13 protein-coding genes are annotated in these 14,534 nt (G+C 47.8%); 6 read left to right on the forward strand and 7 right to left on the reverse strand.

The window, feature by feature from the left end:
• Nucleotide 1: 1 nt before the first annotated feature.
• Nucleotides 2-451, forward strand: a complete 450-nt coding sequence (locus MKY24_RS08245; protein WP_023987893.1) for a spore coat protein CotJB — start codon at nt 2-4, stop codon at nt 449-451.
• A gap of 33 nt (nt 452-484) precedes the next feature.
• Nucleotides 485-1,054 carry a manganese catalase family protein gene (locus tag MKY24_RS08250; RefSeq protein WP_013309567.1) on the forward strand — a complete coding sequence of 190 codons (570 nt, stop codon included), beginning with the start codon at nt 485-487 and terminating at the stop codon, nt 1,052-1,054.
• A gap of 250 nt (nt 1,055-1,304) precedes the next feature.
• Here the strand turns inward: MKY24_RS08250 and MKY24_RS08255 are convergent, their stop codons facing one another.
• Complete coding sequence (locus MKY24_RS08255) at nt 1,305-2,375, reverse strand: glycosyltransferase family 2 protein (RefSeq protein WP_023987894.1); 1,071 nt, start codon at nt 2,373-2,375, stop codon at nt 1,305-1,307.
• Nucleotides 2,376-2,810: 435 nt separating this feature from the next.
• Between MKY24_RS08255 and MKY24_RS08260 the strand changes: the two genes are divergently transcribed.
• The 3 genes from MKY24_RS08260 (at nt 2,811) to MKY24_RS08270 (ending at nt 7,092) form a co-directional block, all read left to right on the forward strand.
• Nucleotides 2,811-5,618, forward strand: a complete 2,808-nt coding sequence (locus MKY24_RS08260) for a bifunctional glycosyltransferase/class I SAM-dependent methyltransferase (RefSeq protein WP_339201755.1) — start codon at nt 2,811-2,813, stop codon at nt 5,616-5,618.
• 25 nt (nt 5,619-5,643) lie between these two features.
• A complete protein-coding gene (locus tag MKY24_RS08265; RefSeq protein WP_023987896.1) occupies nt 5,644-6,306 on the forward strand; it encodes a class I SAM-dependent methyltransferase in 663 nt (220 codons plus the stop codon).
• 84 nt (nt 6,307-6,390) lie between these two features.
• Nucleotides 6,391-7,092, forward strand: coding sequence for an HAD hydrolase-like protein (locus tag MKY24_RS08270; RefSeq protein ID WP_013309571.1), 702 nt, complete (start codon nt 6,391-6,393; stop codon nt 7,090-7,092).
• A gap of 103 nt (nt 7,093-7,195) precedes the next feature.
• Here MKY24_RS08270 and MKY24_RS08275 read toward each other — a convergent pair whose 3' ends face one another.
• The 6 genes from MKY24_RS08275 to MKY24_RS08300 are packed head-to-tail and all read right to left on the reverse strand — an operon-like array spanning nt 7,196 to nt 13,969.
• Complete coding sequence (locus MKY24_RS08275) at nt 7,196-8,398, reverse strand: YheC/YheD family protein (RefSeq protein WP_028542900.1); 1,203 nt, start codon at nt 8,396-8,398, stop codon at nt 7,196-7,198.
• On the reverse strand, nt 8,380-8,895 hold the full coding sequence (locus MKY24_RS08280) for a GNAT family N-acetyltransferase (protein ID WP_339201756.1): 516 nt from the start codon (nt 8,893-8,895) through the stop codon (nt 8,380-8,382). The genes MKY24_RS08275 and MKY24_RS08280 overlap by 19 nt, the downstream gene beginning before the upstream one ends.
• A 16-nt stretch (nt 8,896-8,911) precedes the next feature.
• A complete protein-coding gene (locus MKY24_RS08285) occupies nt 8,912-10,021 on the reverse strand; it encodes a YheC/YheD family protein (protein ID WP_023987900.1) in 1,110 nt (369 codons plus the stop codon).
• A complete protein-coding gene (locus MKY24_RS08290; RefSeq protein ID WP_013309575.1) occupies nt 10,018-11,388 on the reverse strand; it encodes a YheC/YheD family protein in 1,371 nt (456 codons plus the stop codon). Before MKY24_RS08290 ends, MKY24_RS08285 begins: the two co-directional genes overlap by 4 nt.
• Nucleotides 11,389-11,400: 12 nt before the next feature.
• Complete coding sequence (locus tag MKY24_RS08295; RefSeq protein ID WP_069080141.1) at nt 11,401-12,555, reverse strand: YheC/YheD family protein; 1,155 nt, start codon at nt 12,553-12,555, stop codon at nt 11,401-11,403.
• A 43-nt stretch (nt 12,556-12,598) separates the two neighbouring features.
• A complete protein-coding gene (locus MKY24_RS08300; protein WP_023987902.1) occupies nt 12,599-13,969 on the reverse strand; it encodes a YheC/YheD family protein in 1,371 nt (456 codons plus the stop codon).
• Nucleotides 13,970-14,131: 162 nt separating this feature from the next.
• On the opposite strand from MKY24_RS08300, the gene MKY24_RS08305 reads away from it, so the two are divergent.
• Nucleotides 14,132-14,476, forward strand: a complete 345-nt coding sequence (locus tag MKY24_RS08305) for a YlbF family regulator (protein ID WP_013309578.1) — start codon at nt 14,132-14,134, stop codon at nt 14,474-14,476.
• The last annotated feature ends 58 nt before the right edge of the window (nt 14,477-14,534 follow it).

The raw sequence follows: 14,534 nt of genomic DNA on the forward strand, positions 1-14,534 counted from the left end.
AATGGAGAATCCAAAACAGGGTCAGTCCCCAAACCCATTCCAACAGCAAATTCAGCATGAGAGTGGGTATCAACAGCCGAATCCATATCAAAGCCCTTATTCAAATCCGTATTCATACCAGAACCAGTATCAGAGCCAAGCTCAGGACTATAGTCAAGCCGGAAACCCAGCCCAAGGCTGCACGCCCCAAACCAAGCCGGGTGATGCCCAGTTTTATGCGCTGTTGGAGAAGCTTCAGGCGGTAGATTTTGTATTGGTGGAACTGAATTTGTATCTCAATACACACCCGGATGATTTACAGGCTATCGAACAGTTCAATAAGCTGACGCAGGAAAGAACGGCGATTGCTAACGAGTACCAGATCTTATATGGGCCTTTACAAAATTTTGGCCGTGCCTATTCCAAGTATCCTTGGGAATGGAACCAAACTCCTTGGCCGTGGCAGGTCTAGGTAGGTACAACCTTTTATAAAGGAGGAACATGAATGTGGGTATATGAGAAAAAACTGCAATATCCCGTACGTGTCAGCAAATGTGATCCTCATATGGCCAAACTGCTTATGGAGCAGTATGGTGGAGCGGATGGCGAGCTGGCGGCGGCTTTGCGGTATCTGAATCAGCGGTATACGATTCCGGATAAGGTTATCGGCGTACTTAATGATATAGGTACGGAAGAATTTGCGCACCTCGAAATGATTGCGACTATGATTTACAAGCTGACCAAGGATGCGAGTGTAGAGCAAATGAAGGCAGCCGGGCTGGGGGAATATTATGCGGCGCATGATCATGCGCTGTATTACCAGAGCGCAGGCGGAGTTCCTTTTACAGCGACCTATTTTCAAGCCAAGGGTGATCCAATTGCGGATTTGTATGAGGATATTGCGGCAGAAGAAAAGGCGAGAGCTACATATCAGTGGCTGATTGATTTAACCGATGATGTGGATTTGCAGGATAGTCTGAAGTTTCTGCGTGAACGCGAAATAATCCATTCGCTCCGTTTCCATGAGTCTGTGGAAATTTTGAAGGGGGAAAGAGACCGGAAGAAAGTGTTCTGAGAAAATGATACACAAGGTCTCTTGGTGAGCTTAAGCTTGCAGGAGACTTTTTTCTTTTGAAGTCATCTAAGCTATGAAATGGTCGTTCTCAAGGAGTAGCAATGGGCATTTTGTATATAAGAGGGGGCAAAAATAAAAGCCCCCAAAAATTGCAGGCTGTCAGCCCGGGTATCGTGCCGAGCACATATCGGCATGATGACTAAAAGGCCGGCTACATTAAACGACCTTCCCTGGCGCGTCTTTCTCATCCCTATTGCTTCAGTTGTGCAAAATATTGCTCGTTATATAACACGCTTGGATGGGTAGGATGGTGCAACTGAGCGATGCGATGATGCGATTTTGCCTTTTCGATGTCACCGATTCGGTCGTAACACAGGCATAATTGCAAGTGTGGAAACCAGGTATAGTACGAGGAATTGGTTAAGGCCATCACATCTTGTGGAGGCTCTATCAGCGTCGCCTGACGAAACCAGTAAATGGCTTGAGTATACTGCTCATCTTCAATGAACAAATTGCCAAAGGCACAGCAGAACTGTGCGCGTGGTACATCAAGGTTAAGTGTGCGAAGCAGAGCCATACGCTGCTCCTGTTTTTGACCCTGGTGAGCGTAGCAATCCGCTAGCTTAAAGCAAGCAGCAATCCGATCTTCAATCCATCCGAGATCTAGACCCAGATAGTGTTTGTACTGCTGGATGGCTTCTAGTATGCGTCCGTTATCATAAAGTTCATTAGCGAAGTAGTAGTGATCTCGTTCAGAAAATGCGGTGCCTTGCTCCCGATGCTTGAGATAGATATGCAAATTACGATCAGTGTAAGCACGTGTCTTTTTATGAGTCACCGCCATATTACTGTGAAAGGTACTGCCTGTCACATTCAGGAATTCGTGAACAAATCCGATCCATCTGAATTTACGATCACGTCGCACCATTCGGTTTCTTTTGAGCTTATGCAGCGGCTGCCCCTGTTCATCTACAGATAGCACATAATCCATCGTAATGCTGTCATACGAGACGGTGGCTTGTTTTTTCCAGTCGAGAAATGCCAGTCGGTCTTGCTCTTCTAAGATGTCGTCGGCATCCAGCCAAAATTGATATTCCTGTGTTGCCTGATCAAACGCATAATTGCGGGCTGCGGAAAAATCATCACACCATTCAAAAGGGTATATCCGAGCGTTGAACGATGCAGCTACCTCTTGGGTACTGTCGGTAGAGCCAGTATCAACGATAATGATTTCATCTACCAGGTCATGGACTGATTTCAGACAGGTATGAAGTGCTTCTTCTTCATTTTTGACAATCATACATAAGCTGACAGTTACCATGCTCTTTGTCCCTCCCAAAAAACTTGATATAATCTCCATTTTATGTAGGATAGCTTGCTCATTATGTAGTAATTCCGATGGAGCATTTAGAGGATGTGTAATGATCATAAATTCAAACTTGCTCTAATAAATTAGAAAATCAAAGTCTGATATGAAGGGGGAGGAGATTGTGCGAAATTCGATATTATCAAGTGCGACCGGGAAATAAATTTGATGGCTAAATGTAGTTGGAAAACAGGTGAAAAACAGAAAAAAGGCAGTTAACTGGATGTTAAGGTTGTATTTTTGTATTGATGTCGTTTTCATTGATATTTCCAGGTGTAAGTCCATTCCTACCACGCTCACTCCCATATCGCTTGGTCGCAATTATGGTATGCCTTAGGACATGGAGGGAGAACGGTTTATGAGGCTTCTACCTGATGGAGGCGTTGAATCATGCGTATACTAATCGGTAGCCCGGTGCACCAGAAACCGGAAACATTGTCTTTATTTCTTCAAGCTTTGGAGCGACTGGAGGCACCTGACGTGCTGCCCGATTATTTATTTGTGGATGATAATGACAATCCGACTTCAAGCCAATGGCTTGCCGATTTTTCCAATCGACTGCCAGGCAGGGTTTTGCCCTTGTTGACAGGCTCACAGCAAGTGGAGAACCGAAGTGATGAGCACACTCATTATTGGCCGCCTGCCCTCGTCTGGAAAGTGGCTGATTTTAAAAATCGTCTTATTGATTATGCACTTCAGCATAATTATGACGCGCTGTTTTTGGTCGATTCAGACCTGATTCTCCATTCCCGTACCTTATGTAAACTGGTAGAGGCGGAGAAGGATATTGTATCTGAGATTTTCTGGACACGCTGGCAGCCGGAGGGGCCTCTATTGCCTCAGGTGTGGGTTAGTGATGAATATAATTTGTTCCATCGTGAAGAAGGCGAAGTGTTGTCGGCAGAGGAGCGAGCGCAACGCGAGTTGCATTTCATACACCAATTGCACGTTCCTGGTTTGTACGAGGTGGGTGGTCTAGGCGCTTGCACCCTAATCCGCAGACGTGCACTGGAAGCAGGGATTCACTTTGGTAAAATCAAAAACGTTTCCTATTGGGGAGAAGATCGACATTTCTGTATTCGGGCAGCTGCATTTGGATTTCCACTTTTTGTAGATACACACTATCCGGCGATGCATCTGTACCGGGAAGCGGATAGAATAAAGGCAGAGCAGCTACTATTCACCCTAAAGTATTTTACAACGAGTGGTGTTCATACGGACCATTCAGAACATTTAGCATATCTGGATCACTCCGATACTTCTACTAACTCTCCTGCCTTCAATCGTTCTGCATCATCAAGTCCCTCTAAGTTCCCTGAACCTCCTGTTATACCGTATGATCTCCGTGAGTCAGCTGTCTTTGCCAAGTACACTGCAGATTCTTTTGCTGTACCACAAACATTCTCTGGTCCACGACAAAGTGAACTTCATACGCCGCCTGTCTCCAAACCCAAATTGACGCTGACCATGACGGTATACAATGAGGCAGATCGCAAGCTCATTGACGTGCTGCGGAGTCATCGGGAATATATTGATGAAGCGGTCATTATTGATGATGGCAGTCAGGATGATAGCGGAGAGTTGTGCCGCGAGATCCTGAAGGGAATCCCATTGCGTTTAATACGCAATGAAACAGCTTCTTTTACCAATGAATTAGAGCTGCGAAAACAGCAGTGGAGAGAGACGTTGGCATCCTCTCCCGAATGGATATTAAACATGGACGCTGACGAAATGTTCGAATCCCGTTTTGCTCAAGGGGTACATTCGTTGTTAGCAGGAACGAAAGCGGATACGATTTGTTTCAGGTTGTTTGATATGTGGACTTCCACGCATTATCGCGATGATGATTATTGGCAGGCTCATCAGTATTACCGTCCTTTTTTAATTCGATATAAGGAAGGGTTTTCTTATAAATGGAAGGAGCAGTCCTTGCACTGTGGGAGATTTCCCGAAAATGTGCTTGACCTACCCAGTGAAATCAGCAACTACCGTATCCAGCATTGGGGATGGTGTACACCTGCTATTCGCATGGCCAAATTTCAGCGATACCAGTTGCTTGATCCAAGTGCTCGTTATGGCTGGAAAGAGCAATATGAATCTATTTTGGACCCGAACCCCCGACTCACGCTTTGGGTAGATCAGGACAACATAAATGCAGAAAAAGAAACTGCACCAGAGTATGAAGCTGCCGATGATGTGAACGCCATGGATGTTGCTGAGATTGCGAGTGTCCAGGTTATTAATAATTCCGACCTACAAATAAAAAGTGAAACAAAGGACTTACTTTATAGTAAATGCAAACTGTGTGGCTCATCTGACACGGCAGTATTTCATAGCTATGAACGCTTTACCTTGATGGGATGCGGCTCCTGCGGATTGGTTTTTCGTAATGATGTAGATCATATACAGCCAGAGGATATGATTGCAAAAATTTATAATGCCGAATGGGTTGCTATGCGGGATAGTGCAGCAACTTCAACTTATGGAGATCATGCCCTTTTTGGACTTATGCTGCTGGATATGTTCAGTACCAGTAAAGGAAAATTGCTTGAGATTGGATCAGGTACCGGAGAATTTATTCATGCTGCCCTTCAAGCCGGCTGGGATGCAGTGGGCATTGAACCTTCCATAGACTCGCGTGCTTACGCCAAATACAAATATGACGTGGATTTATTGCCGGGTTACTGGGGCGATGAAGCCGAAGAAGATACTCAAACCGAAGAAGCACATGAAATACAGGAATTGAATGAAGAACAAGAAGCAGAAGAAGATACTGACTTATCACTGGATCACAAATACGAGGCCGTAGCATGCTGGCATGTGCTGGAGCATATTGCGGACCCTGTTACATTTTTGACAGATTTACGCGAACAGCTTCAACCTGACGGGACGTTGTATATTACGGTGCCCAACAAAAACTCGTTCACCAATGAGGCTTATGGTGTTTATTCGCCTTTATTTACGGAGGAAGATCATTTGTATCATTATTCTGAGCATACGCTTGCGCTCTTACTGGAAAAGTCTGGCTTCCGCCCAGTGGCTATGTTCACCCGCCAACTTCCCTCTGGTTTGGATGCCCTGCTGCAAGCCCATCCTTTGTACGGTGAGCTTGCCTTTACGGAGCAAATGGGATTGTTAGCCAAACTTCAAGGCGAGAAACGGGGTCATGAACTGTGCTGTGTCGCAAGAGTAATTTAATCATCCCTAAAAGGAGGCAGCATCCATGAACATGTCTGACCCGTATCTGTCTCGCTTTTTTGTATATTCTGATCCCAACTCCTCCAGCATGATTTACAGACTCCCCCAAAGCTGGTGGAGTCGCCCCTATGAGTATGAGTGGTGTCTTCAATTTATGTCTGGGCAAGATACAGTGCTGGACGCAGCATGTGGAATCCCACATCCATTCAAATTTGAGTTGGCCCGCCGTTGCGCTCAGGTCTATGCCTGCGATCTGGATATTCGGATCATTTCCGTGGATGCCATTTTGGCCGAGGTGCGGCGGGATATCGGAGAGGAGGCTGCCGAGCGCATTCAGGAGATTTTGCCAGTTCGGCTCCACTCCGCACATGCCAATCTGACGGCTCTGCCCTATGAGGATGCCAGTTTTGACAAAATTGTATGTATTTCGGTGCTGGAGCATTTAACACCTGATGAATCTTTGGCAGCCTTACGTGAATTTCACCGGACCTTACGCGATGACGGAATGCTTCTGCTGACGTTTGATTACCCTACAGTGGACCTGTCAGCGATGGAGCAATGGATAGAGCAGGCGGGATTTTCGTATTGGAATGGTGTGGATCTCAAGCTTCCACGGGGTGCTTTACACACGGATATGTGGGGTGGTTTGCATTGTTTCAGGACTGTTTTAAAAAAATATAAGAGTTAGCGGTATGCGCAATGAGGTTTACACGGACCTCTCTTATTGCTTATCATGAGAGGGGTTAGAGTTGTAAACCTACATAGGAAAGGAATGACTGATAACTACATGAACAATGCACCTGTGTTGAAGAAACCTGAGGCTATGGTATTTGATATGGACGGTACACTTTTTCAGACGGAGACGCTATTGCTTCCTGCGTACCACAAGCTGTTTGATACGCTGCGCGCCGAAGGGCTTTATGAAGGAGAGACTCCTCCCGAGGAGCTTATTTTGAATAGTTTGGGCATGCTGCTGGATGAAATCTGGAGAAGAGTGATGCCGGAAGCCAGCGAAGCGGCCCATAGAAGAGCGGACGAGCTGCTGCTTCAGCTGGAACTGGAAGGATTGAAGAACGGAAGTCATGCCCTGTATCCACATGTAAAAGAAACACTCCAGACCCTTCATGAGCAAGGTGTTCGATTGTTCGTAGCCAGTAACGGGCTGGAGGACTATGTAAAGGGGATCGCTGCTGCGTATGAAATGGTTCCCATTTTTGAAGGACTGTACAGTGCTGGGGAGTACAGCACGCTTTCCAAAGTGAATTTGCTGGAAATTCTGTTGAGCAAGCACGATATTTCGAACGTATGGATGGTAGGAGATCGTTCCTCAGATGTGGAAGCAGGCAAAAAGAACGGACAGACGGTGATCGGTTGCGCTTATGCTGGATTTGGTGTGAACGATGAGTTGAAGGGGTCCGATGCGATTATTACAGACTTTACGCAACTGCTTACACTTTATAAAAACGCCGAGTAACTGTGAAACACAGGTAATTGGTTATAAATAGGCTCGACGCACCATATAATTAAAACATGCTGGTACTGTCGGGCAGACGAAAAAAGAAAGGAAGGCAGCCACTTTACGTGGAGCCTTCCTTTGTCTTATTCTCTGTCTTATTCTCTGTCTTATTTTCTGCTTTATCTTCTGTTTTATCTTCTGCTTTGTAGTCCGTCTGAGGCTTAGGATTAATTTGTGTGTGGTAGACCCACAAAGCATATTCCATGGGCTTGGCGATGGAACGGCGATAGGTTTCTTTTTCACCAATACGTGAAAAGACCTCACGGGCTGGCTTCGGGTTGACTTCCAGCACGTATATATGACCGTCCTTATTAATTGCCAAATCGAGCGCAAGCTCGCACAATGCCCCGTAGCTTTCTTCCAGATATGCAGCGATGTCCAGTCCGAGTTTTTCCCCTTGCTTGATGATTTTCTCTCTATGGCTTTCATCACGAATCCATTGCGTCAGCAATTGGCTCATCGGTACCGCCTTGCCTCCACCATGCAGGTTGGAAGTGACACTCCGATGTGCCCCGATTCGCCCGGCGCATCCGGTTAGCTCCCATACTCCTTGGCTATTTTTCTGTACCAGCATACGGTAATCATGGACTCTGCCATTCGGCAACTGCACAGGAATGCCTTCCTGAACAATGTAGTTATCCATGTTCCAGCTGCTCAGACGCGGCTCCAGACGGTCTAGACGTACCCGCTGCTGGGGAATAATATGGCGTTTGCGATTGCGGCCCTCAATCAGATACAGGCCTCCTTGCTTGTTAACAGGTTCAATACGTAAAATGCCGCGGCCTCCCGTACCGTTAATCGGCTTGAGGTACACTAGTGAATTCTGTTTAAGCATCCGTTTTACACTATGAAATCCACTGAACAGCTCTGTTGCAGGCAAATGGGCGCGAAAGGCAGACCTCCTCGCAAGCTGCTGATGAATGACCCACTTGTTACTCAGCGGTCGGTTTAAATATACAAGGTCTGTGTATTGCAATCGGAACTGCTTCAACTGACGATATCGCTCACTGCGCTGTACCCGGCAACGGTCGAAAATCATATCTGGAAACTCTCGCCATTTTCGGGTCCATTTTCCGCTGTGTGGATCATAGATTTGGGCAAGGAGCAGCCTGCGATCCTTGTGGACATCTGCAGGAGTGAATACATACATATCCAGTCCCAGCCTTTTCCCTTCTGCAATCATGCGCTCATATATGTCGCGCTCCTCCAATTGCTTCTTGTTGTTCAAATACAAGGTCATGATGCCTAGGACAGGTTTTGGCACAGCATTCCACCTTCCTCTGCCGTCTGCTTATCTTGGGATAACTCCCCGTGAAATATCAGCGTGGGTTTCCCGGTCGGTCCAGTCGTCATTTCGTGCGCAACAAGTCCAGCGCGGAAACAGGTTTTGAGACTGGACATATTGTCGGCGGCTACGCTGCACGTCAGACGGCGCAGCTGTTTGAGCTGGGCGGACAGCAGTCTAGCGCCCAGTCTGCGGCCCCGGTAAATCGGACGAACAATTACGATGCAAGCATCCTTCCCGTAATTCAGAGCGAGGGAAAATCCCGCAATCCGCAGCCCCTTCTCCGTGCGCACATATGCGCACAAGAGGGAGGAGCCGGGGGTGTTCAATAGCTCGGGCGTTAAAACTGCCAACTGCCGCAGAGCATTACGAGTAATGCGCATGCCCCCTGAACTGCGGGCCAAAAACAGCAACTGTCGTCGTCTCAGTAGCCAGCTCCGGGCAGGCAAATGTTGAACATCGCTAATTTGCGGCATGATTCCACTTCCTTGATCATGATTTCAATCGTCCGGCCAAAAAGGAGCTGTACTGGAATATGCGTCTAAGCGACTTTTGGCGGATTTCCGGCTCGTCAAATTTCATCGGTTTGGCATTGGCCTCAAAAAACCAGAGTGTTCCGAGCGTATCCACGCCCAAATCCATGGACATTTCGCCGTGAGAAAGACCGGATGCGCGTTCAATTTGACGTGCAATCTGTATGGCCGTACTTTTAACTTTGCTCAGTAGATCCGTGCTGTCCTCAGGCCCAAACAGCGAGGACAGTAGCTTGAACGGGTCCTCTACACTCCCGCCACGCGGGACATGTGTGGTGATGCTCCCTTTACCCGCCAGTCTGGCACCGACCCCGGTTATACTCCAGGAGCCACGGATATTTTTTTGTACCAGGATACGCAGGTCGAAGGGTTTTTTCTGATAGGTTGCCAGATCGATACCCTGTTGAATGATATAAGGCGAGTTGCCTGCTTCCCGGCGGATACGTCCCCACAGCCGGGATAGCGATACAGATTTGTAGGTTACACTTTTTTTGTCATGCTGAATGGTCAGTCTGTAAGCCATGAGATGGTCTGGGTGGAATTTAAGAATCATAATCCCTTTTCCGGCCTTACCGTTTTCCGGCTTGAGATACAGGTATGGATACGCAGACAGCATTTTTCCTAATGAAGACAGGTTGCTTAACCGTTTGGTTGCCGGAACAAGCTGACGAGTGGTTTCCGAGGTACGCAACCACTTGAACAGTTCCCATTTGTTAAAAAAGCCTGGATTGTACAGTTCAATGCCTGAGGCATGTGAAATTTCATCCAACTTTGTGCGCACAGAGGTTTTAAGTTCATAATTACGGTTTGGGATGCGATTATAAATGACCTGTGGAGGTGGGAAATTCTGTTCCTCCCACGTCTGTAAGCTCTTGTTGAAGACATAGCCCTTAACCGTCTCATCTGCCAGTTTCAGGTCCCTGACGGTAACAATGTACACCTGATATCCCATCCGTGTTCCCGTTTCAAGAATATCCCTGAAATTGCGCTGATTGCCCTTGAAAAATTGCCCTTCGTCGTGCACTGTCAATACAGCAACGACTGGCTTATGCTCCGCCCGGGTATTCATAGTTCCTCTTTTCTGCGGAATTTACTGAGGTAAAGACAGTGGTCCAAAATATGCTCCACGGATGCTTTACCCTCCGCACGCAACGATGGATGCTGAAAAATGGATCGGCCTGGCTTGGAGTTGGCTTCAAACATCCATACCTTTTCATCCTGATCAATGCCCAGATCAAAACCGATTTCACCCAGTAGATGCTGGTGGTGGTGTTCAATGGCTTCAGCGAGCGTAACTGCTACATTCTTGGCACGTTGAAGCACTTCACCCGCCCGGTCTCCGAATACCCGGTTCAACGCCTGTTCAGGTGTCATAAGGGAGCCGCCATTTTTGATATGGGTTGTGACACTGCCACGTCCGGATTTTTTGGCTCCAATGCCGACAACGACCCACTGGTTATTTCCATTTTTATGCATGTGAAACCGGAAATCAATCGGGCAATTGTCAATCTCGATCAGCTGGATGCCCTGTTGAATGACATAACCCTTTAGCATCTGTCCCTGATTGGAGTGAAGCATCCTGAGCATGGAGTTAAAAGAGGTGAATTTTAGCAATACATTGCTATTTTTCTTACGGTACCTCACATAATATCCTTGCTTGGGAACATGGGACAGACGGTAGATTCCTTTACCGAGACTGCCTCCACTTGGCTTGTAATAAGCAAATTGATGTCGCTCCAGCATACTTCGGATACGTTCAGAGCTGGGATTCGTGTATGATTCAGGGACATAGCGGTTAACATCTGGGTTATTCTCCAGCAGATTATAGATATCGGACTTATTGAAAAAGCTCCAGTTAAAGAAGGGAATTCGTTTGCGGGAAAAGCGTTCGCGTAGTTGATTGATCGCTGGGGAAAAATCAGAGCGACGGCTCGGCAAACGATTATAGATCACGTCTGGCAAAGGTACAAGTTTACGTGTAAATTCCCCGCTGGATGACAGAAAATAGCCGTTAATCGTATCATTTTGCCAGTTGATATCCCGAGGGGTGAAGGCAAAAATATACGATTTTTTGCTACCTTCCTTCAGCAGTTGCTTAATAAAGCCTGTGCGTGATCCGAAAGGGCGAGTGGTGGAGGTGGTACCGTCAGACAGCACGCCAATCAACGGCCCTAGCTGTATATCACCATCCAGATTTCGCAAATAGATGGACCCGCTTTTGGGAACACGGATTGCGTTACGTAAGCCGGAGGTCAAGTATAGATGGCGTCCCGCCTTCTGAATTGGTTTTACTGTAGCGGGGATCTGATCCTTACCGAGCCGCAGACGAACGGACTTGGCTCCGGATAATTTAAGGCTTTTCAACAAGGCAGTGGATATATACGCCACCTTGTCGGGCTGCTGTGAGAAATGCACATTGCAATGCGTTAAACTCATCTGTTTATCCTCCTATACCGTATGTTCAAGGGAGGCGTCCGCGCCCTTTGGCCCTGTCGCTTTGGAATGGGTCATTAAATATCGAGCATATTCGAGCGGGCGGTTGACCGACTGGAAAGCGCACTCTGGCTGACGGGTCTGAAAAAAGGAGGCCCGCCCAGGTCGGGAATTAACCTCCAATAGCCAGATGTTCCCGATCCGGTCAATACCGTAATCAATTCCCAACTCGCCAAGGCGGCCATAACGTTCCTCCAGCGCCCTGGTAATGGTCAAGGACAGCGTCATCATCTGCCTGATGATGAGACGCGTGGTGTCCGCGCCAAATTGTTCACGAAGGTAAGGCTCAGCAGGATGGGCTTCGCCTCCACCGTGCAGATTAGAAGTCAGGGTTCCTTTTCTGCCTTCTCTTACGGCAAAGCCCGTCAGGCACCAATAGCCGTTTCCATCCTTTTGCATGAGTGCGCGAACATCAAAGGGATGATTGCTTTGGCTTGTTAATTTCAAATAAGGCTGCACGATATAAGCGCGTTTGTGTGCAATTCCGTGGATCCATGACAATCCTGCATCCAATTCGGAAAACGAGCGCCGGAACGGGCGGTTACGGGAGTCTCTACCCTGTACAAGTAGTCCCTGACCTCCTTCTGCCAGCCGGAGATACAGTGTGCTCTTGCCATGTGTTCCGGTCTGTGGCTTCATAAACAGCTCCGAATGGCGTCGTAGCCATTCCACAAGCTGAGTCGTGTCCCGGTAAGGCGCCGTAGGCGGCACAAAGGGACGCACTTTATCTACCGCATGCAAAGCGCGATACACCTGCCATTTGCCAGGTAAGTTACGCGACCAGTAGATGAGCTTGCGCGATTTTTGCTCCGCCATGTCTTCCAGTGTGCGCCTGACATTCTGGCTCTCGTGGACATGGAGACAGCGGTTATACACAATGTCCGGCAACGGAAAGCGGCCGGATGTCCATACTCCGTTACGATAAACATAACCTCGTATGGAGTGATCTTCAGGTGAGACTCCTTCGGCGGTAAACGCCATTACGCTAAGACCAGAGCGCCTGCCCAACAGACTTAGCCTGCGGCAAAAATCGGCTTCGGTAATAGGGGGAGTGACGGCCTGATTCCGGCTAACAAGCACGCCCAGCGTACCTGGCACAACAAGAGACACCGACAACAGCTCCTTTGGCAGCCAGACTCTGGAAGAGATGAATTCATTTGAAGCCGGCTGAATAACAGCAGTATTCAATCATTTTTTTTACGGACGGGCGAGTTTTCTGATCATTTAACGGCGTGTTGTCATTCTTTGATGGCTTCGAATTGACCTCCAGCAACCAGATGCGCCCTGTGCTATCTATTGCCAGATCAATACCAAATTCCGCGAAATGGGCGGGAATTTCTTTTTCCACTCCGCTTGCGATATCCAGTGCTGCTGTTTTCAGAGAGGTATGCCCATTCGATTTAACGGTTGCGGGCAGCGTGGTTTTGGCAAGTGCTTCCTTGACTGTGCTCAGCGTGCCGCCTCTTGCCAGATTGGACACAAAGTGGCTTCCTCCAGCGATCCGGGCGACAATGGATGTTACGGTCCAGGTTCCGGACGAATTTTTCTGTACAAGCGCACGAAAGTCGACCGGACGCTTACCGTGATCAATCAAGGTAAGTCCCTGTTGGAGTTGAAAGCGTGTTGTTTTCATTTTTCCCGCTAAGCTTTTGTACAGCTTATCTACGTTGGCATACGTTTGCTTGCGGGGCGTGCCCGCTGTTGTGGATAACACCGAAAAGGTGCCATCGGTTTGCTTGTTAATGCGCATTATGCCTTTACCTAAGCTTCCGCGCACTGGCTTGAGAAAAACAGCGGGATACTGGTTGCACATTTTTTTGAAAACAGCAAAGGTTTGCAGCAAGTGGGACTCGGGTAAATACTTGCGCAGGGAAGAATTTGATTTAAGCGCATCAAATACTTCATTCTTATCCAGAAACTTTTCGTTAAAAATGGTCGTGCCGTACTGCGATTTTACTTCTTTCATGAAATGCTGTACGCTAGTTCTGTTCTCGAGTTTACGGGAGGTAAGACGATTATTGACGACATCGCCTGCGGGCATGACCGTCTTTTTCCAGCCTCCGTCATACACCCATCCCTGAACTCGCCCGGGCTGACTTCCGATATGCTCCGGGGTGAAAAAATACACATATGCTCCTTGTCTGCGGCATTCCCCGACTAGTTCACGGCAGAACAGGGTGATCGACCCGAAAGGCTTGTCGGGCTGTTCGGGATAGTCCCGACTGACCAGCACGCTAATAAGTGGGCCCACTCGAAGTGTCCGGCGACCTCGGCTGTAGGTTACTCGCAGATCACAATTGGCATGAAGCCCCATTTTTCGGGCTAGCACGCTTCCCACACGTAGGCCGCTGTAGCGGGGCACCGATATGACGGTAACCTCTTGGCGGAACGAACCGAAGGCGAGCTGAACGGGGTGGCCAGCGGATATTTTCCATTTGCGAAGCAGGGACTCGCCGACCATGAGTACGTCATCCTGCAAGATGCCCGATCCGATGATTTGAATCGTTGTTTTTTTGATGGACATCGTGGATCTCCTTCCGGGCAGCAACTTGATGTCTTGAAAGTAACGGGAAACGTGAATGGGCTGTAATAGCACTGATTCATCATATGAGGACATATATCCCTTGGTGATTGACGGACAATGTGAAATGTTGACACTAAACTTGTATTGGAGGAATAAACAATCATGAACATCTATGACAAAGCCCATGATTTAGCGAAAGCATTGAAGGAAAGCAAAGAGGTAGAGGAAATTACGTCAGCGATGAAGCTGATCGAAACCGATCCAGAAGCCAAGAAAATGCTCGACGATTTCCGTGAACGCCAAATGGAAGTACAGCAACGGATGATGAGCGGCGATATGCCAGCACAGGAAGAGATGGAAAAGATGGAGAAGCTGTTTGAGGTACTTAGCTTGAACCTCAACATCCGACGCCTGTTCGACGCTGAACGCCGCTTGAGCGTGATTATTGAGGATGTTAACAAAATTATTGCAGACAGTCTTCAAGATTTGTACGGTTCATCTCTGTAAGTTTGTCTCATATTCCTTCCTGTCCTCTCATAGACTAGATACATAGAGTCACAGGGAG

Source organism: Paenibacillus sp. FSL P2-0322 (assembly GCF_037975315.1).
GTDB lineage: Bacteria > Bacillota > Bacilli > Paenibacillales > Paenibacillaceae > Paenibacillus > Paenibacillus polymyxa_B.